The 14,241-nt window shown below is 34.4% G+C and carries 18 protein-coding genes; 2 read left to right on the top strand and 16 right to left on the bottom strand.

The genetic code is table 11. The annotated features are described in order from the left end of the window. Nucleotides 1–137: 137 nt before the first annotated feature. The 8 genes from P2Q73_RS10360 to P2Q73_RS10325 form a co-directional block, all read right to left on the bottom strand. Nucleotides 138–599, bottom strand: coding sequence for a DinB family protein (locus tag P2Q73_RS10360; protein WP_345798847.1), 462 nt, complete (start codon nucleotides 597–599; stop codon nucleotides 138–140). 25 nt (nucleotides 600–624) lie between these two features. Continuing rightward, the gene (locus P2Q73_RS10355; protein WP_275786674.1) at nucleotides 625–1,026 is read right to left on the bottom strand and encodes a DUF6157 family protein; all 402 of its coding nucleotides are present in this window, start codon (nucleotides 1,024–1,026) and stop codon (nucleotides 625–627) included. Between the two features lie 6 nt (nucleotides 1,027–1,032). Further along, entirely contained in the window at nucleotides 1,033–1,470 is a 438-nt protein-coding gene (locus tag P2Q73_RS10350) for a hypothetical protein (protein ID WP_275786672.1), read from the bottom strand. 168 nt (nucleotides 1,471–1,638) lie between these two features. Beyond that, nucleotides 1,639–2,316, bottom strand: coding sequence for a GDSL-type esterase/lipase family protein (locus P2Q73_RS10345; RefSeq protein WP_053589406.1), 678 nt, complete (start codon nucleotides 2,314–2,316; stop codon nucleotides 1,639–1,641). 457 nt (nucleotides 2,317–2,773) lie between these two features. Further along, the gene (locus P2Q73_RS10340; RefSeq protein ID WP_275786669.1) at nucleotides 2,774–4,027 is read right to left on the bottom strand and encodes a Y-family DNA polymerase; all 1,254 of its coding nucleotides are present in this window, start codon (nucleotides 4,025–4,027) and stop codon (nucleotides 2,774–2,776) included. A gap of 248 nt (nucleotides 4,028–4,275) precedes the next feature. Continuing rightward, nucleotides 4,276–4,728 (bottom strand): VOC family protein, encoded by a 453-nt coding sequence (locus P2Q73_RS10335; RefSeq protein WP_056829996.1) that lies wholly within the window; start codon nucleotides 4,726–4,728, stop codon nucleotides 4,276–4,278. A gap of 100 nt (nucleotides 4,729–4,828) precedes the next feature. Then, complete coding sequence (locus P2Q73_RS10330) at nucleotides 4,829–5,698, bottom strand: GNAT family N-acetyltransferase (protein ID WP_275786665.1); 870 nt, start codon at nucleotides 5,696–5,698, stop codon at nucleotides 4,829–4,831. A 150-nt stretch (nucleotides 5,699–5,848) separates the two neighbouring features. Then, nucleotides 5,849–6,388 (bottom strand): hypothetical protein, encoded by a 540-nt coding sequence (locus tag P2Q73_RS10325; RefSeq protein ID WP_056829997.1) that lies wholly within the window; start codon nucleotides 6,386–6,388, stop codon nucleotides 5,849–5,851. Nucleotides 6,389–6,796: 408 nt separating this feature from the next. On the opposite strand from P2Q73_RS10325, the gene P2Q73_RS10320 reads away from it, so the two are divergent. Both P2Q73_RS10320 and P2Q73_RS10315 read left to right on the top strand, forming a co-directional pair. Further along, complete coding sequence (locus P2Q73_RS10320; protein WP_275786661.1) at nucleotides 6,797–7,696, top strand: DMT family transporter; 900 nt, start codon at nucleotides 6,797–6,799, stop codon at nucleotides 7,694–7,696. Nucleotides 7,697–7,728: 32 nt separating this feature from the next. Further along, nucleotides 7,729–8,058 carry a tRNA-binding protein gene (locus P2Q73_RS10315; protein ID WP_275786659.1) on the top strand — a complete coding sequence of 110 codons (330 nt, stop codon included), beginning with the start codon at nucleotides 7,729–7,731 and terminating at the stop codon, nucleotides 8,056–8,058. A gap of 641 nt (nucleotides 8,059–8,699) precedes the next feature. Here P2Q73_RS10315 and P2Q73_RS10310 read toward each other — a convergent pair. The 8 genes from P2Q73_RS10310 to P2Q73_RS10275 all read right to left on the bottom strand — a co-directional run bounded on the left by P2Q73_RS10310 (nucleotide 8,700) and on the right by P2Q73_RS10275 (nucleotide 14,110). Continuing rightward, nucleotides 8,700–9,560 carry a DUF421 domain-containing protein gene (locus tag P2Q73_RS10310; protein ID WP_275786656.1) on the bottom strand — a complete coding sequence of 287 codons (861 nt, stop codon included), beginning with the start codon at nucleotides 9,558–9,560 and terminating at the stop codon, nucleotides 8,700–8,702. 23 nt (nucleotides 9,561–9,583) lie between these two features. Further along, nucleotides 9,584–9,790 (bottom strand): DUF1657 domain-containing protein, encoded by a 207-nt coding sequence (locus P2Q73_RS10305; protein WP_056830003.1) that lies wholly within the window; start codon nucleotides 9,788–9,790, stop codon nucleotides 9,584–9,586. A gap of 12 nt (nucleotides 9,791–9,802) precedes the next feature. Beyond that, nucleotides 9,803–10,153, bottom strand: a complete 351-nt coding sequence (gene spoVAE, locus P2Q73_RS10300) for a stage V sporulation protein AE (protein WP_053589396.1) — start codon at nucleotides 10,151–10,153, stop codon at nucleotides 9,803–9,805. 2 nt (nucleotides 10,154–10,155) lie between these two features. Next, nucleotides 10,156–11,169, bottom strand: coding sequence for a stage V sporulation protein AD (gene spoVAD / locus P2Q73_RS10295; RefSeq protein ID WP_056830007.1), 1,014 nt, complete (start codon nucleotides 11,167–11,169; stop codon nucleotides 10,156–10,158). Continuing rightward, nucleotides 11,169–11,648, bottom strand: coding sequence for a stage V sporulation protein AC (gene spoVAC, locus P2Q73_RS10290; RefSeq protein ID WP_056830009.1), 480 nt, complete (start codon nucleotides 11,646–11,648; stop codon nucleotides 11,169–11,171). Before spoVAC ends, spoVAD begins: the two co-directional genes overlap by 1 nt. Before the next feature lie 20 nt (nucleotides 11,649–11,668). Continuing rightward, nucleotides 11,669–12,214 carry a YhcN/YlaJ family sporulation lipoprotein gene (locus tag P2Q73_RS10285; RefSeq protein ID WP_345798846.1) on the bottom strand — a complete coding sequence of 182 codons (546 nt, stop codon included), beginning with the start codon at nucleotides 12,212–12,214 and terminating at the stop codon, nucleotides 11,669–11,671. Between the two features lie 5 nt (nucleotides 12,215–12,219). Continuing rightward, nucleotides 12,220–12,426 (bottom strand): DUF1657 domain-containing protein, encoded by a 207-nt coding sequence (locus P2Q73_RS10280; protein WP_053589392.1) that lies wholly within the window; start codon nucleotides 12,424–12,426, stop codon nucleotides 12,220–12,222. Between the two features lie 559 nt (nucleotides 12,427–12,985). Further along, complete coding sequence (locus P2Q73_RS10275; RefSeq protein ID WP_275786647.1) at nucleotides 12,986–14,110, bottom strand: MGDG synthase family glycosyltransferase; 1,125 nt, start codon at nucleotides 14,108–14,110, stop codon at nucleotides 12,986–12,988. Nucleotides 14,111–14,241: the final 131 nt, after the last annotated feature.

Raw genomic sequence — 14,241 nt, 5'->3', positions numbered from 1 at the left:
AAGACTTTAAGTTCATATTGATATCTCCATATTCTTTATGCGGTCACAAATAGTTTTATATGGACAGAAATTTATCTATCCGGTCATATTTTTTCTTATCCGGGCAGAAAACTTTTTTTACGGTCACAAGTACATATTTATTTTTTGCATTCTAGATAAATTCTTTTAATTGCTTCCATGTGGAGTGCTTCATGATAAAAGCTGAACAGAAAGGTTTCTCCTAATGTATTAAAAGTGATGCCGGCTTTGTTTGTAAATGGTTTTGGTAGCTCCTTATACAAATTTCCTTGGAGAGATTTATTTATTCTTAGTTTTTGTTCGCTTAATACTACTGAAATTTCCGCTAAAGAAGGAGGCGTCTTTTTCCAATCATCGGGCTTTGTTCCTGCACTAAATAGCTCTTCATATTCATTTGGAACGCTCATCTTTTCTCCCAAAACACCATAAACGAGTTTTTCTTGGATATATGCAATGTGACCGAAATTCCAACGAATATTATTATTAAAACCTTTTGGTACTATATCCGCAATCTCTTCTGGTATCGTTTTAATTGACTTCTCTGTTATTGTTCGTACGGTTTCCATATGATGAAATATCATTTGTTCCAATTCAAGTCCTCCCTCTTTATTTACGCTTAAATCGCATTCCTTTTAAAATCGTGGTTTCATCCGAATGAAGAAATTGATGATATGGTCTACTATTCATTTCGTAGATGGAGACTTTTCCTTCTTCATTATAGTGAATTCCCCATCCATATTTTTTAACTAATGGAGATGCTCTAAAGCATGCTTTAGGTTTGGAGAAAAATTGTTCGCGAAGTTCGTCTAGCTGGTCTGATTCAATCTCATTTTTTATGACATAAGTTTGAAATTGCACATCGTCTTGCGTGTATTTATAAGGATTATTGTAGATTAATTCATACTCAATTGAAGCGATAGTTGGTTTTTCTTTTCTCGACATCGGTATTATGGCAGATTCCACTGGTGAATCTTCAGATATTAGGATAAAAGTGTTTTTGTAGCTCACTTTCTATCACTCCTTTGCATTTTCCTGTCTCTTCGCAAAATCTCCACTTTCTACATTAAATAAGTATGTGCCACCGTTTGTTTCGATAATATAGTGCCCAATCGTTTTTTTAACTTCTTTTCCTTTACCCACTTCTTCACCAGATTCGCTCTCTATTTTAGCTATTGCATCTTTGTACGTATAAGTAGGTAATTCCATATAAAATAAAATAGTTAAGCTTATTAGCCCTATTGTATAAATCGCGAGTAAATGCTTGAAAGCTTTTTGTAGTCGATCTTGTTTAATATAAAATGTATTCATACTTCCAATAATCCCTATAGCTAGTGTGCTCACTGCGCTTCTCGCGGTTTCATCAACAAATATATACTTTCTTGCGATGAGGAACATGTATAGCGACAGTAATATGTAAACGAAATTCATAAGATATAGACTTTTCATTTTCATTCGCTTATTCTCCCTTTATATTTAATTCCACATATAGGAGAGAATCCCCTTCCAAAATAGGAAAGTTGAAGTCCGTATCTTAAAACAAAAAAATCGAACGCATGTAAACGTTCGATCATTTCGAATATCCGGCTCTAAAGCTGAATCAGATTTGTTTGAAATAATAAATTATTTTTTGATGGCATCGTATACCATATTGGCAATTGCTTTTGCTCCGTCTGCATTTGGATGGATTCCGTCTATTCTAAACCATTCTGGATGGTTCTTTGTTATATCATTAATTTCAATTACTTGTAATCCAAGCTCTTTTCCTATTTCCCGTACAGCTTCAGCTGCTTCATGGACCATATCCTTCTGAATATTAAATTCCATTGGGCCTTCTGCTTTTCCATCAACATAAAAGGGAGTTGCTGGTGTATTGAGATAGACAACGGGTTTTGATTTTAACTGAGTATAGGACTGCACAAGCTCTTTATATTGCTTTTTAAATTCCTCTTTACTCACCCAGTTTTGTACTTTTGAATCATTCGTTCCAAACATAATTACAACAATATCCGGTAAGTAATTTAAACTGTCCTGAAAAATTTTTTCATTCACATATGGCTTGTCGCCAGTGCTCATCGCAGTCCTGCCGCTGTAACCAAAGTTTTCCACACTATAACTGGTACCAAGCAGGGTTTGTAATTCGGCAGGGTACCCATATCCATAAGTAATGCTATCGCCCACACAGGCAACACGGATTGTTGAAGCACTCATTGAAGTCGCTTGAAAGCCTTCTAAGCATACGAGCATAACCAAAATAATTGACGTAATTAATAATCTTTTCCTATTTTTTTGATTTATCAAAAGTATTTTCTCCTAGTATTAAATATCTCTTTATATGAATCGTAAATATATTCCTACTGTCAGTTTCCAAAAAATAGTGATATGAGTTTAGTTGAATTCTCGAAAATAATTTCATTTACATGCTAGTTGTAAATGAATAGATGCTGCCACTTCTTCTATTGATGCAATTGTTCTTACATTAAATCACTTGTGTATACATTAATTTAGTATCTATTTATTTTTATTATCGGCATAGGTTGGACATATTTCATGGGATTTATCAATATAAATTTATTAGATATGTCAGAGAAAATCTATGCAAAAATCTAGATTAATTTAACAAAATTCGGTCTCATTATTGGTTTAACAACAGTTGCCATCACAATGTCATACCTACTCGAAAAAAACATAACGTTGTCCTTTAGGAATTACGTCATGTTTTCGTTTAGGGTCAAAAACGTTCGATTGGTTCTCGCTTCTACTTCTTATGCCCTCCAAGCAAACCAGCACGTTTCAACGCTGTTCCTGCTTCTGTATAGGATACAGCGCGTAGAATTGCAGTGGAGCCGTATTTGCTTCGCAGCAAATCCATTGTTTTTCCTAACTTTCGTTCCTTCCACTTTCCCTCTTCAAACAAACTGAGCTGCATCGAATATTCCGGCTCTAAATTGGTAATAGAAATCGCCAGCCTACGAACAGGACGATGATCATAAAACTCATCAAAAATCTGTTCGCATACTTTATATATTTTCATCGTGGCATTTGTCGGTTCTTCTATCGAGCGAGAACGATTAAATCCCCCTCCAAATGAATCCTTGCTGTATCCGACTTGAAGATGGATGGTTCTTCCTGCCATGTTCGCTTCTCTGGCGCGTCTAGCGACATCCTCACACATTTCTAAAATCACTGCCATCACTTCTTTTTTTGTACAGTAATCACGATACAATACTTGGCCTTTCCCGTAACTGATTTGTCCATTCACTAAAGGAGCGCCAAGCTCGGACAAGTCAATTCCCCACGCATGATGGTAAAGTTGGTTGCCCATGACACCAAATTTTGCTTCTAATGTAGCGAGAGAAGTTTGCGCTAACTGCCCAACTGTAAAAATCCCCATATTATTCAATGTCTTCTCTAAACGAGAACCAATGCCCCACATCTCACTTAAAGGAGTAACGGGCCATAATTTTTTTTGCACATCCTCATACGTCCACTCCACGAAACCTGTCTTTTTTGCTTCTAAGTCTAGCGCAAGCTTTGCCATCAGCATGTTTGGTCCCATCCCAACAGCGCACGGCAATTGAAACTGACTGTACATGCCGTCTTGGATTCGCTTAATTGTTTTTTCGATTGGACCCCAAAGCTTTTCGGTACCGCCTAAATCAGCAAAACACTCATCGATACTATACACATGAATTGCTTCATTCGGAACATACTGATTTAAATAGCGAACGATTTCAACGGAAACTCGAACAAAAAATTCCATCTTCGGCTCAATTAAATGAATAGACGGATGATCTGGAACTTCAAATAGCCGTGTTCCTGTTTTCACACCAAATTTTTTCTTCATCATAGGAGATGCTGCGAGTACAATACTTCCCTTATGCTCCATATTACCAATCACCGCAATGGGTGTATTCATCACATCCAGCCCCGCATCGGCCGCCGCACAGCTCGCAAAGAAACTTCGCATATCAATACATATTATTTTCCGACTTTCTAACCCTTCATACATATTATTTACTCCTCTCATAAGGAACATCTGTTCTCATATTATATGCCGAACGAACGTTCTTATTCAATGGTAAATAATAGGTTTTACTTTATATCCACCTTTACATCCTCTTCAATCCAAGATGGATAAAATTAAGTTCTCATTTAACTTATCCAAAACCTTGTAATCAAGTTAAATTAATTTAGTAGTTCTTATTGAACGAAAGCATCCGTTAGTTGTTAGTTGAAGAAAGTTTTCTGCTGTGACTCCTATCGTTTCAGCCATTCTTCAAATGTCATCATCTTAAAATCTTCTTGAAAATCTAATCTAATTGGAGTGATGAACTCAATTGAATTACCATCTGGATCATCAAAATAAATCGCAGCATGTGCATGAGGATTATTAGGTAATACAAGTGGTTGACGATGTTCATCAAAGCCAAATGAAGAACGAATACCTATTCCTTTTTCACTTAACCATTTCTTAGCGAAGATGATATCCTCTTTCTCTACTCGAAACGCGATATGACGTATCGAAGGATGATAAGGTATCTCAACTTTATCGCTTTCCCATAAACCAAGCCAACTTTCACCTTTTGCAATCCAGAAAAAAGCTAGTTTATCTTGTTTATAGGCTATATCTAATCCTAAATTTTGATAAAATAAAATTGAATTTTCTAAGTTACTTACTGGTAAGTGTGCTTCATATAAACCTTTTATCAAAGTAACACCTCTTTTAAAATACTATATTGATCTTCTTCAACTAAGCAGCACGATGATTTTCTGCTAAAGCACCTGTTTGTTGAATAAGGTATTTCTGTCCTTACCCAAAGATTTGGGCAGCAATAGCAAATAACTCCTTATTCCTGTATGGCATATTAACAGAGTTTTTTATCATAATGGGCGGTTCACTAACTTTTATAAATCCACTTTTCTGCAAGAAAAACATTAACTCCTTATTACTGGAAGGTACATCAATCCTTAACTTTCCTTGATGATTAAGAGCTAACTCATCGACTATTAAAGCTGCGGTTTGGGGATTCGGTGCTACAATAGGTCCCAATATTAGATTTATTGGTCCTAATATAGACAATCCATATCCAATAATTTTCCCCTTTTGATTTCTAACGACCAAACATAGCTTTGATTGTTCTATCCGGTTAAGAAGAAATTTACTTCTCTTATCACCAAACGCAGCCGAATCTAATTCAACAATTTCATTAAAATCATTCTCACTGTATTTCCCTAAGGTTATTTCTTGATTAATAGACATTTTAGTCTGAATATAACTATCACTTAAATACTTATGTACATAGTCAACAGTAATAAAACCCAAGTTTTCATATAGGGCTTTCCCATCTTCAGTAGAAATTAACATTATAGAGGTATCTTTAGAGACACTGTCTATACATTTCTGAGTAGCTTTTTTTCCTAAGCCTAAACCTCTATATTCTTTATTAACGATAACCATACCAATGGAAGCTAAATCAGTATCATAAGGTATTATTGCAGCACTCGAAACAATTTTCCCCACAGCATTTTTATGTCCGAATATTTTCCCAGATGACATAACAGTTCTAATTTCATGTTCATCATAATCCCAGTTAACTGATGCAGAAAGTTCTATTAACCCTAATACGTCATATTCATCAAATTGCACTAATTCTAATACTGATTTGTTGTCTGTATGCATTAGAACACCCCCTATATTGGTTCTTTTCTTTATTTTACTTTATTTTACTTTAATTTATTGAACTAATCCTGCCCTGTTAGTCCAATAAGAAGAATGAGTTGCATAAGCAACGCATGATCCTTAACTAAGTACCCGTTAGTTGAATAAGAGTTATTCGCTATGGATTTCAAAACAAAAATAACCAAATGCCAAATCCTTTTCTGAAAGTTCCAAATCCACTTTCGCGTAATCAAATAAACAGGGTAATAGCACATCTAAATAATTTCGGTATTTATCTAGTGAGGCTTTAAATGATTCTGAATCATCGTATCTACATATCGGGGTTAGTATTTTGCCCCTATCATATTCTTCTAGTGTCACAGATGTAGCATCCATGTCTAAGGATTCTAAAATACGATCTTCTGCATCTTGTTCATTAAACTGTTCCATGCATTCTACAAAGAACATGTATTGATCAAATTCACGCTGTAAGTTTACCTTTTCGTTCACATAAAATGGAGTGATTCTTATATATTCAGTTGTTGTGTTTGCTTCAATTAATTTATCAATAAGAGTATTTAAATCTGTAATAGTTGGATAAAGTCTGTATTTTCTATTACGGTAAACGGTATGTTCATAGACAATTCCGTTGATTATACCTTCCTTTTTTTCTAGTATGATCTTGTCACCTCCTGTTTTAATATATGGCATTGGATTCTAGATTTTGAACTAACCTGCCACGTTAGTTTAAGTGTAACATTTCACACTTGATCACCGAAATTTGTATTGGACATAAAAATAGACCATCGAATTAATGTTCTTATTTAACTAAAGGACCAGTTAGCACCATAATAATATTGGCATTGCACTTCGTTAGGCAAAATAGATTTTCTAATATTATTAATTTTCAACCTCCTATTATATTTTAATTAGGATAGTTATTTGCTAAAATAAATGCGTTACTTAATATTAAAAGGGAGTGAAAAAATCTTGTTTTTAGCACCTTTATTCGAAAACGATGTACCAGTAGTACTCTCCCGCTTCTAATGGAGAGAAAATTATAATACTACTTCTCTCCGTTAGGGCATATCTAGCCTAAAATAAAACGGAGGGTATAAAATGAAAAATACACTTATTGGTTCTTTATATTTAATATTAGCTTCGAGTATCTGGGGAGGTATGTATGTTGTCGTAAAAATATTAGTGGCAGTCATACCACCATTAGAACTTGTATGGATGCGTTATTTAATAGCACTAGTGGCACTAGTCATAATTGGACTGGTGACTAGACAAAATTGGAGAATTAAAAGACGTCACTTTGGCATTATAATTGCTATTTCTATAATAGGGTACGTCATTTCCATTGTTACTCAAGAAACAGGTACAATGCTTTCTACTGCACAAATGGGTGCTATTATAACTTCTACAACACCAGCATTTATGGTTTTGTTTGCTAGTTTAATACTTAAAGAACGTTTAACTTTAAAGAAGGCTATTTCAGTTAGTTTAGCCACTATTGGTGTGATTACCATTGTTGGAATTGATGATATTAATATGTCTAGCATGCTTGGTGGAGTATCACTTATAATAGCTGCATTAACATGGGCGTTAATGTCTGTACTCATAAAACGTCTACCTAGTGATTATTCACAAATTGTTGTTACGACCTATGCTACTATAATTGCTTTTGTTGTTTTAACTCCTTTTGTTATAACAAAATTACCACAAATTGATCTAAACGATTTAACTAATCCAACCATTTTGGGAGGATTAATTTATTTGGGTGTAATATCGACATCTATTGCATTTCTATTATGGAATCGTGGATTACAAATGCTAAATGCCTCCAGTGGTGGAGTTTTCTTTTTCGTTCAACCCGTTGTTGGAACATTATTAGGATGGTTAATACTAGGTGAAACGATTAGTATAACCTTTTGGATAGGCTCTGTTTTAATTCTCTTAGGGGTCTTAATAGTTATTAAAGATAGACATGAAGAACAAAACTCTTTATCTCAATAAATAAGCGAATACAAATTATAGGAGGCTTTACTATGGCAACTTTCGACGATTTTCAAAAGCTAGATATGCGTGTTGGAGAAATTACCAGAGCAGAAGCATTCCCTAAAGCAAGAAAACCAGCATATAAACTGTGGGTTGACTTTGGAGAAGAGATAGGGATTAAACAAAGTAGTGCTCAAATAACAGATTGTTATGATTTGGATGAACTAATTGGCAAACAAGTATTAGGAGTAGTTAACTTTCCTCCTATGAAAGTTGCTGGTTTTAGTTCTGAGGTTTTAGTGATGGGAGTATATGCAGAACAGGGTGTTGTTCTTATAGAACCACAACAAAAAGTAAAAAAAGGAGACCGATTAGGATAAGGTCTGTAATGAGCATAGCTTAAAAATTTCACCTAAAATTAAAGTCAAAAAAACACAAGTGGTATCCTATTTCCACTTGTGTTTTTTAATTTAAAAGTCAATGTTTTACTAAACTGCTTAGTGAGATCAATAAGAAAAAGCTCCCCTTAGAGGCAGCCACTTGTTCAACTAAAGCCCCCCCTAGGTTACTTCCCCCTAGACAGCCTTTGTTTGATAAAACCTCAGTAGTATCGTTTCTAGCATGTTTGTCTAAACTGATAAAGCCAACATCAAGATATATTGGGAAAGCCTAAATTTGTTTGATTATTTTTTGGTACTACAATACTTTATGGCTAGGTTGGTTAAGCTAAATTAAGAAGGATTGGTAATCATATGTTAAATCTTTATCCAACTACAATAGAAAATTTAGCAGTATTAGTAACCTGCCTCATTTGCATTCTAATTTTTTATATCATTATCAGACCAAAATTTAAGTATAGTAATTTCATTCTAATTATATTAATCGCATTTACTTCCGTATTGGCCATAATAATTTATCTAAACTTATAGAAGTTCACTATTTTGTTCGAAATTTATCGCTTGTTTGGGTTCATCTCCTTCATAAGAACTTCCTAAATAAGGTCAACCCTAATACGGTAGATTTAACTCTTTAAGATATGAGTAACTTTATCAATAGCATTTTGTAGTAATTCACTGTTTTTTACATATAACTTCTTGGCATCCTTATTTTCTGTTGAAAGCGCAAATAATTCTAAGTCCGCTTGGCATTTTTTCATTGTGGCAAGGATTAATGGCCTTTCTTGAGGAGATGGAACTTGTAGCTTATCATCAAAGACATCTACCGTTAATTCCCCATAGGAGTTTACTTGCCCTACAAAAACATTTTCAATAGTGACCCCTAGTTTTTCAAGTTCGGTCTTTAACCATCCCCGATTATACCCAATGGTAGAAAGGGGTTCATCCAGAATCTTGCCATCCATAATAACAGTCTGTGGCTCCTTAATTGAAGCTACTTTAATGTTTAAATCCTTTGCTGTTAAAGGTTGATTTTCTTTCTTCAACAGGACAGATAGCTCTCCAGTTGCCTCTAATACTGCATATTCCACATCAGAAACTTGAAAGACATCCTTCTTACGAAGTAATTCTAACATTTCATCCACTGTATATCTTTCCTTTTTTAAATTTTCTTCCATAATCTTGCCATCTTTGATGAATATAGTCCCTTTGCCTTCAGCAAAATCGCGAAACTTTTTGCTTTTCAAAGAAACGATACCACCTAAAAACGGTAAAATAGAAACGATTACAATCGCTACGAAGCCTAAAAACATGTTTTGTTCTAATCCCATAATAACTTCTGCTGCTATGCTTCCTATGGTTATTCCAGTAACATATTCAAAAAATGAAAGTTGGGAAATTTGTTTTTTACCTAGCATCTTCGTAACGAAAAACAGAAAAATCACAAATGTTAACGATCGAACTATGACATCAAGCCATTCAGGCATAATATAAAAGACCTCCTTTATTTTTAAAATCCTTTATATTGAAATTCTTCACTTTCCAATTCTCCAACTCTTTTTTTTAAATCCTCAACTACCTCGGACACTGTCATCATCGTTTGATGTATGGTTTGTTTGGATTCATAATCTTGTGTCCGTTCCGCTAAATGGGAGAGACTAGCTTCTACTCCTTTAAGACTTGCGAGGCATTTTTTTACATCTGAAACAACGGTCATCTTTCCTTCTCCTTATCCCTTTGGTTTAAAAATAAGCGCACCCAACATACCGAAAATAATCGCAGATGAAATTCCTGAACTCGTCACTTCAAACATCCCTGTTAGTACACCAACTAAACCGTGTTTTTCAGCTTCTTGCATAGCACCGTGTACCAGAGAATTACCGAAGCTTGTAATAGGCACCGAAGCTCCTGCGCCAGCAAAATCAATCAACGGTTCATATAAACCTACCCCATCTAAAATAGCACCAATCACTACAAGGGTACTTAACGTATGTGCCGGAGTAAGTTTGAACACATCAAACATAATTTGTCCAATTACACAAATAAATCCACCAACAACAAAAGCCCAAAAAAAGATCATATCTATTCTTCACCCCCGTATTCGATCGAAACCGCATGTGCGATACAAGGAATCGTTTCATTTTGCTGAAAGGACAGGGGAGATAACAAAGCACCTGTAGCTACTACTAACATTCTTTTAAATTCACCTTTTCTCATTCTATTTAATAAATGGCCATAAACTACTGTCGCTGAGCAACCTGCACCACTTGCTCCCGCCAAAATTGGTTGTCCTTCTCGATAAATCATAAGACCACAATCTTGGTATTGTTCTTCTACAATAGGGATGCCATGCTTTTTGAATAAATCAAAGGATGCTTCCTGGCCTATTCTACCGAGGTCACCTGTTACAATTAAATCGTAATATGAAGGATCAATGTTTCGTTCCTTTAAATGCGCCTCAATTGTATCTACCGCAGCTGGAGCCATAGCCCCTCCCATATTAAAAGGATCAGTCAACCCCATATCAATTACACGGCCTATCGTAGCAGAAGTGACACGGGGTCCTTCTCCGGAAGAGCTTAATAAAGCCGCCCCAGCACCTGTTACCGTCCATTGTGAAGTAGGTGGTTTTTGTCCACCATATTCAGTTGGGTATCGAAACTGTTTTTCAACGGCAGTGTTATGGCTTGAAGCCCCTGTTAATAAATATTTAGCACCATTTGTGTTAATAATATAAGCACCTAGAGCTAAGCCTTCCATAGATGTCGAACAAGCACCAAACAAACCAAAATAAGGTGCTCCAATAGTTCGACTTGCAAAACTCGTTGGGGTTATTTGATTAATCAGATCACCAGCGAGAAGAAATTGTACCTGTTCCTTTTGGATTCCTCCTTTTTCGAGTGCTTTTTGACAAGCTTCTTCAAAAAGAATTTTATGTGCTTTTTCATATGAATCTTGAGCCAGCCATAAATCCGAATGCAGAAGGTCAAAATCGTCTGCTATAGCTCCATCTGCCTCAAATGGTCCACCAACTGTTCCAGTGGAAATAATGACAGGTTTATGATCAAAGATCCATGTACGATGACCTGCTAACATTACAAACCACCCCACTGTATTAACATAGTTTTAATCAAAGCAATAACAAATGCAGAAAATACTCCAAATACAATTACGGAACCAGCAAGTTTAAACATATTACCCCCTACACCTAACACAAATCCCTCTGTTCGATGTTCAATTGCAGCAGAAATAATCGCGTTACCAAATCCAGTAACTGGAACAGCTGAACCAGCTCCACCGAATTGGGCGATTCTATCATAAACACCAAATCCAGTTAGAAGCATGGCAATAAATATTAATGTTCCAACTGTTGGATTTGCTGCGGTTTGATCTGTAAAATCAAAGAAATATATATAGAATGTTTGAATTAGCTGCCCGATGAGGCAAATAAATCCACCAGTAAAAAATGCCTTTATACAATTTCGAATTACAGGTCTTTTTATTTCGTGTTGCTTTTGAAGTTCTTGATATTCCTGTTGTACTGGTGTCAATTGTTTCTTTTTATTATTCGACATGGGAGCAAGCCCCCCTTCCTCTACGATTGTTCCTTCATGAGACTTTTGATTTTTTTTATATCTTTTTCTAGCTTTTTCATACTCAAGTTATTCTTTAGAAGTTTCTGTTCCAATTTATCAAGTTCAAAATACATTTTTTGATCAGAAGAAACCAAGACTTTATAATCTGGATGCATTTTTTCCAAATCTGATTTTAAGTTCTTCTCAATCTTTTTTAATTGGAAACGATCAAATTGTTTCACTTTTATGGCCACTAATAACTCTTTATCAGAATTCACAGCTTTTACATCTGATATTTCCTCTTCTGTGCTGATATTTTCTTTTACTTGATTAGCGACCGATTGACTGATTGGATTACTTACTTTCACGAGTGAATCATTAAAATCCTTATTAGTATCAGCAATTTGTTTCTGATTTCCGTTACAACCAGAGCATAATCCAATAACCATTAATATTAAAATAGCAACTTTCAATTTTGTTGTTTTGGAAATCATGATTTCACCTCTATATTTTATGCATAATTTTCGAGACAAAAAGTTGAGGTAACCAACCTTTTGTCTCTCAATATTAATTATTCCTGTTTGTATTGAGGTTCTTCTTGTAGTATTTGTTGAAGTCGAGGTTCAATACTATCTACAATAGATTGGGTTTGTGTAGCAGCATCTTGGTAAAGCGACTTCGCTTGTTGATTTTCTGTACTTAAAGCAAATGTTTCAAAGCTTGCCTGAGCACTTTTCAATTCTGCTATAACTGTCTTAATGTCATTAACTACTGTCATGATTAACACCACCTTTTGTCTTTTGAATTCTAAATTCTATTAATAAAAAATGATTCATTTCCAATTATTAATTGTCAATTGGAACAATCGCTATTTTACCCTTTTAATTAGCAGTTTATACTTCTAGTAATAAACCTTCTAAATCCTTAAAAGTTCAATTAATCAGCACTTAATACTTGTAATTCATTTGTTGTCTGTTGAATCAATGTTGTATTAAACCACATTTATTTATTTATTCTTTAGGGAATCTTTACGATAAATAAAAAAAATCTATTTTGAAAATTTCAAAATAGATTTCTTCCATATAGTTCAAATCTTTCTTTCTTCCATAATCCATATTCTTTCGCTATTACTAGATAATTTCACTTGCTTTTCTTTTCTATTCTTTACTCACAAAAAAATTGTTGATTTCGATAAATTTTGAATAAAAGTATCGGATTATTCCTGTATCCGTTAGTCAAATAAGAATTAGTCAACACCTTTAATTGACCAGCCTCTTCTCTATTTCAGTATAAGAATGGTGACTTCTCGCATCCCATGATATTTAGCGATAACCATGTTATTTACCTATGTTGTTCTCAGCTAATAGCTTTTCAATGAAAAGAGAAACTTTCTCTTTTGATAAATGTTGATGATAAGTATTTAATTGTTGATTCAGCAATTTCTGAAGCTTGTCGCAATGTAATACCTTTAGTATTTTTTCCTCAAAATTAGGGGTGTCTCGCCAGCAATCCAAGTGATACACAAGACCCCACTTTTTTAAATTTTGTAAATTAATTTCTTCCTGACCAGGCAACTCATGATAAATAAAGATAGGAATTCTTTTAAATAAGCATTCGCTTATCGTCACGCCTCCCGGCTTCGTAATGATTGCGTCAACCTTATCGTACAATTTGTTCATTTCTTCTTTCGATGAAATATAAGGTACAGCATTAATGAACGGATTATTCAATTGTTTAATCCAATTATACAATTTATTATTTTCCCCACAAAGTACCGTATAATTAATTTTTCCTGAAGGTTGAAGGGTTTCAACAAAGGTTTTTATTAAACCTATACCAAGATTACCTCCAGATATTAATATCGAAAATTTATCTTTTTGATGAAGTACCTTATCCTGCTCCTTATATCGAGGATGAATCGGAATCCCTGTAACAAGAATATGATCAGACTTGACTCCGCGCTCAATTAAAACTTCTTTTATTTCTTTGGTGGGTACAAAATGGCAGTCGATACATTCCATTCCCCATATTTGATTTATGAAATAATCGGTATAGACATTAATAACTGGAACAGATATACTCCCTTTTTGTTTTAAATGGTTTAACAAATAAGAAGGTAATGCATGTGTACAAATGATAAGTTGCGGATTTTTTTCTTTAATCAATTTTTTCATCCAATAGAGGAACAACCATTCATAAAAATAAAAACGTTTTGCCTCTTTTTCATTTTTATATGCAGATTTCTTATATAACCAGCTGTATAAGTTTGGAAAGAGATAAATCCATTTTAAATATAATTTCGATATGAATCCTTCAACATTTCCGTAACTGTACGACAATATGTCGATTTTTTCACATTCAAACAAGTCATTAGTTTCCTGAAGTGAATCTATTATTCCATTTGCTACTTGGTGATGACCAGATGACATTTGCAAGAAGGGCATAAATAATATCCGTTTCATACATGCATCCACCTGTCTTTTTGTGTAGTATGTTCCCCATTCACTAATATATCCAGCTATTTTTTATTAATATTAGAGTGAGAAATGGTTAATCTAAACAGGATAGTAACTTCTAAATGCAAGGAGGAATG

Origin of the sequence: Bacillus sp. Cr_A10 (assembly GCF_029222665.1) — a bacterium.
In the GTDB taxonomy this organism is placed as follows: Bacteria; Bacillota; Bacilli; order Bacillales_A; family Planococcaceae; genus Psychrobacillus.
This window is presented reverse-complemented; position numbering and strand designations above follow the sequence as displayed.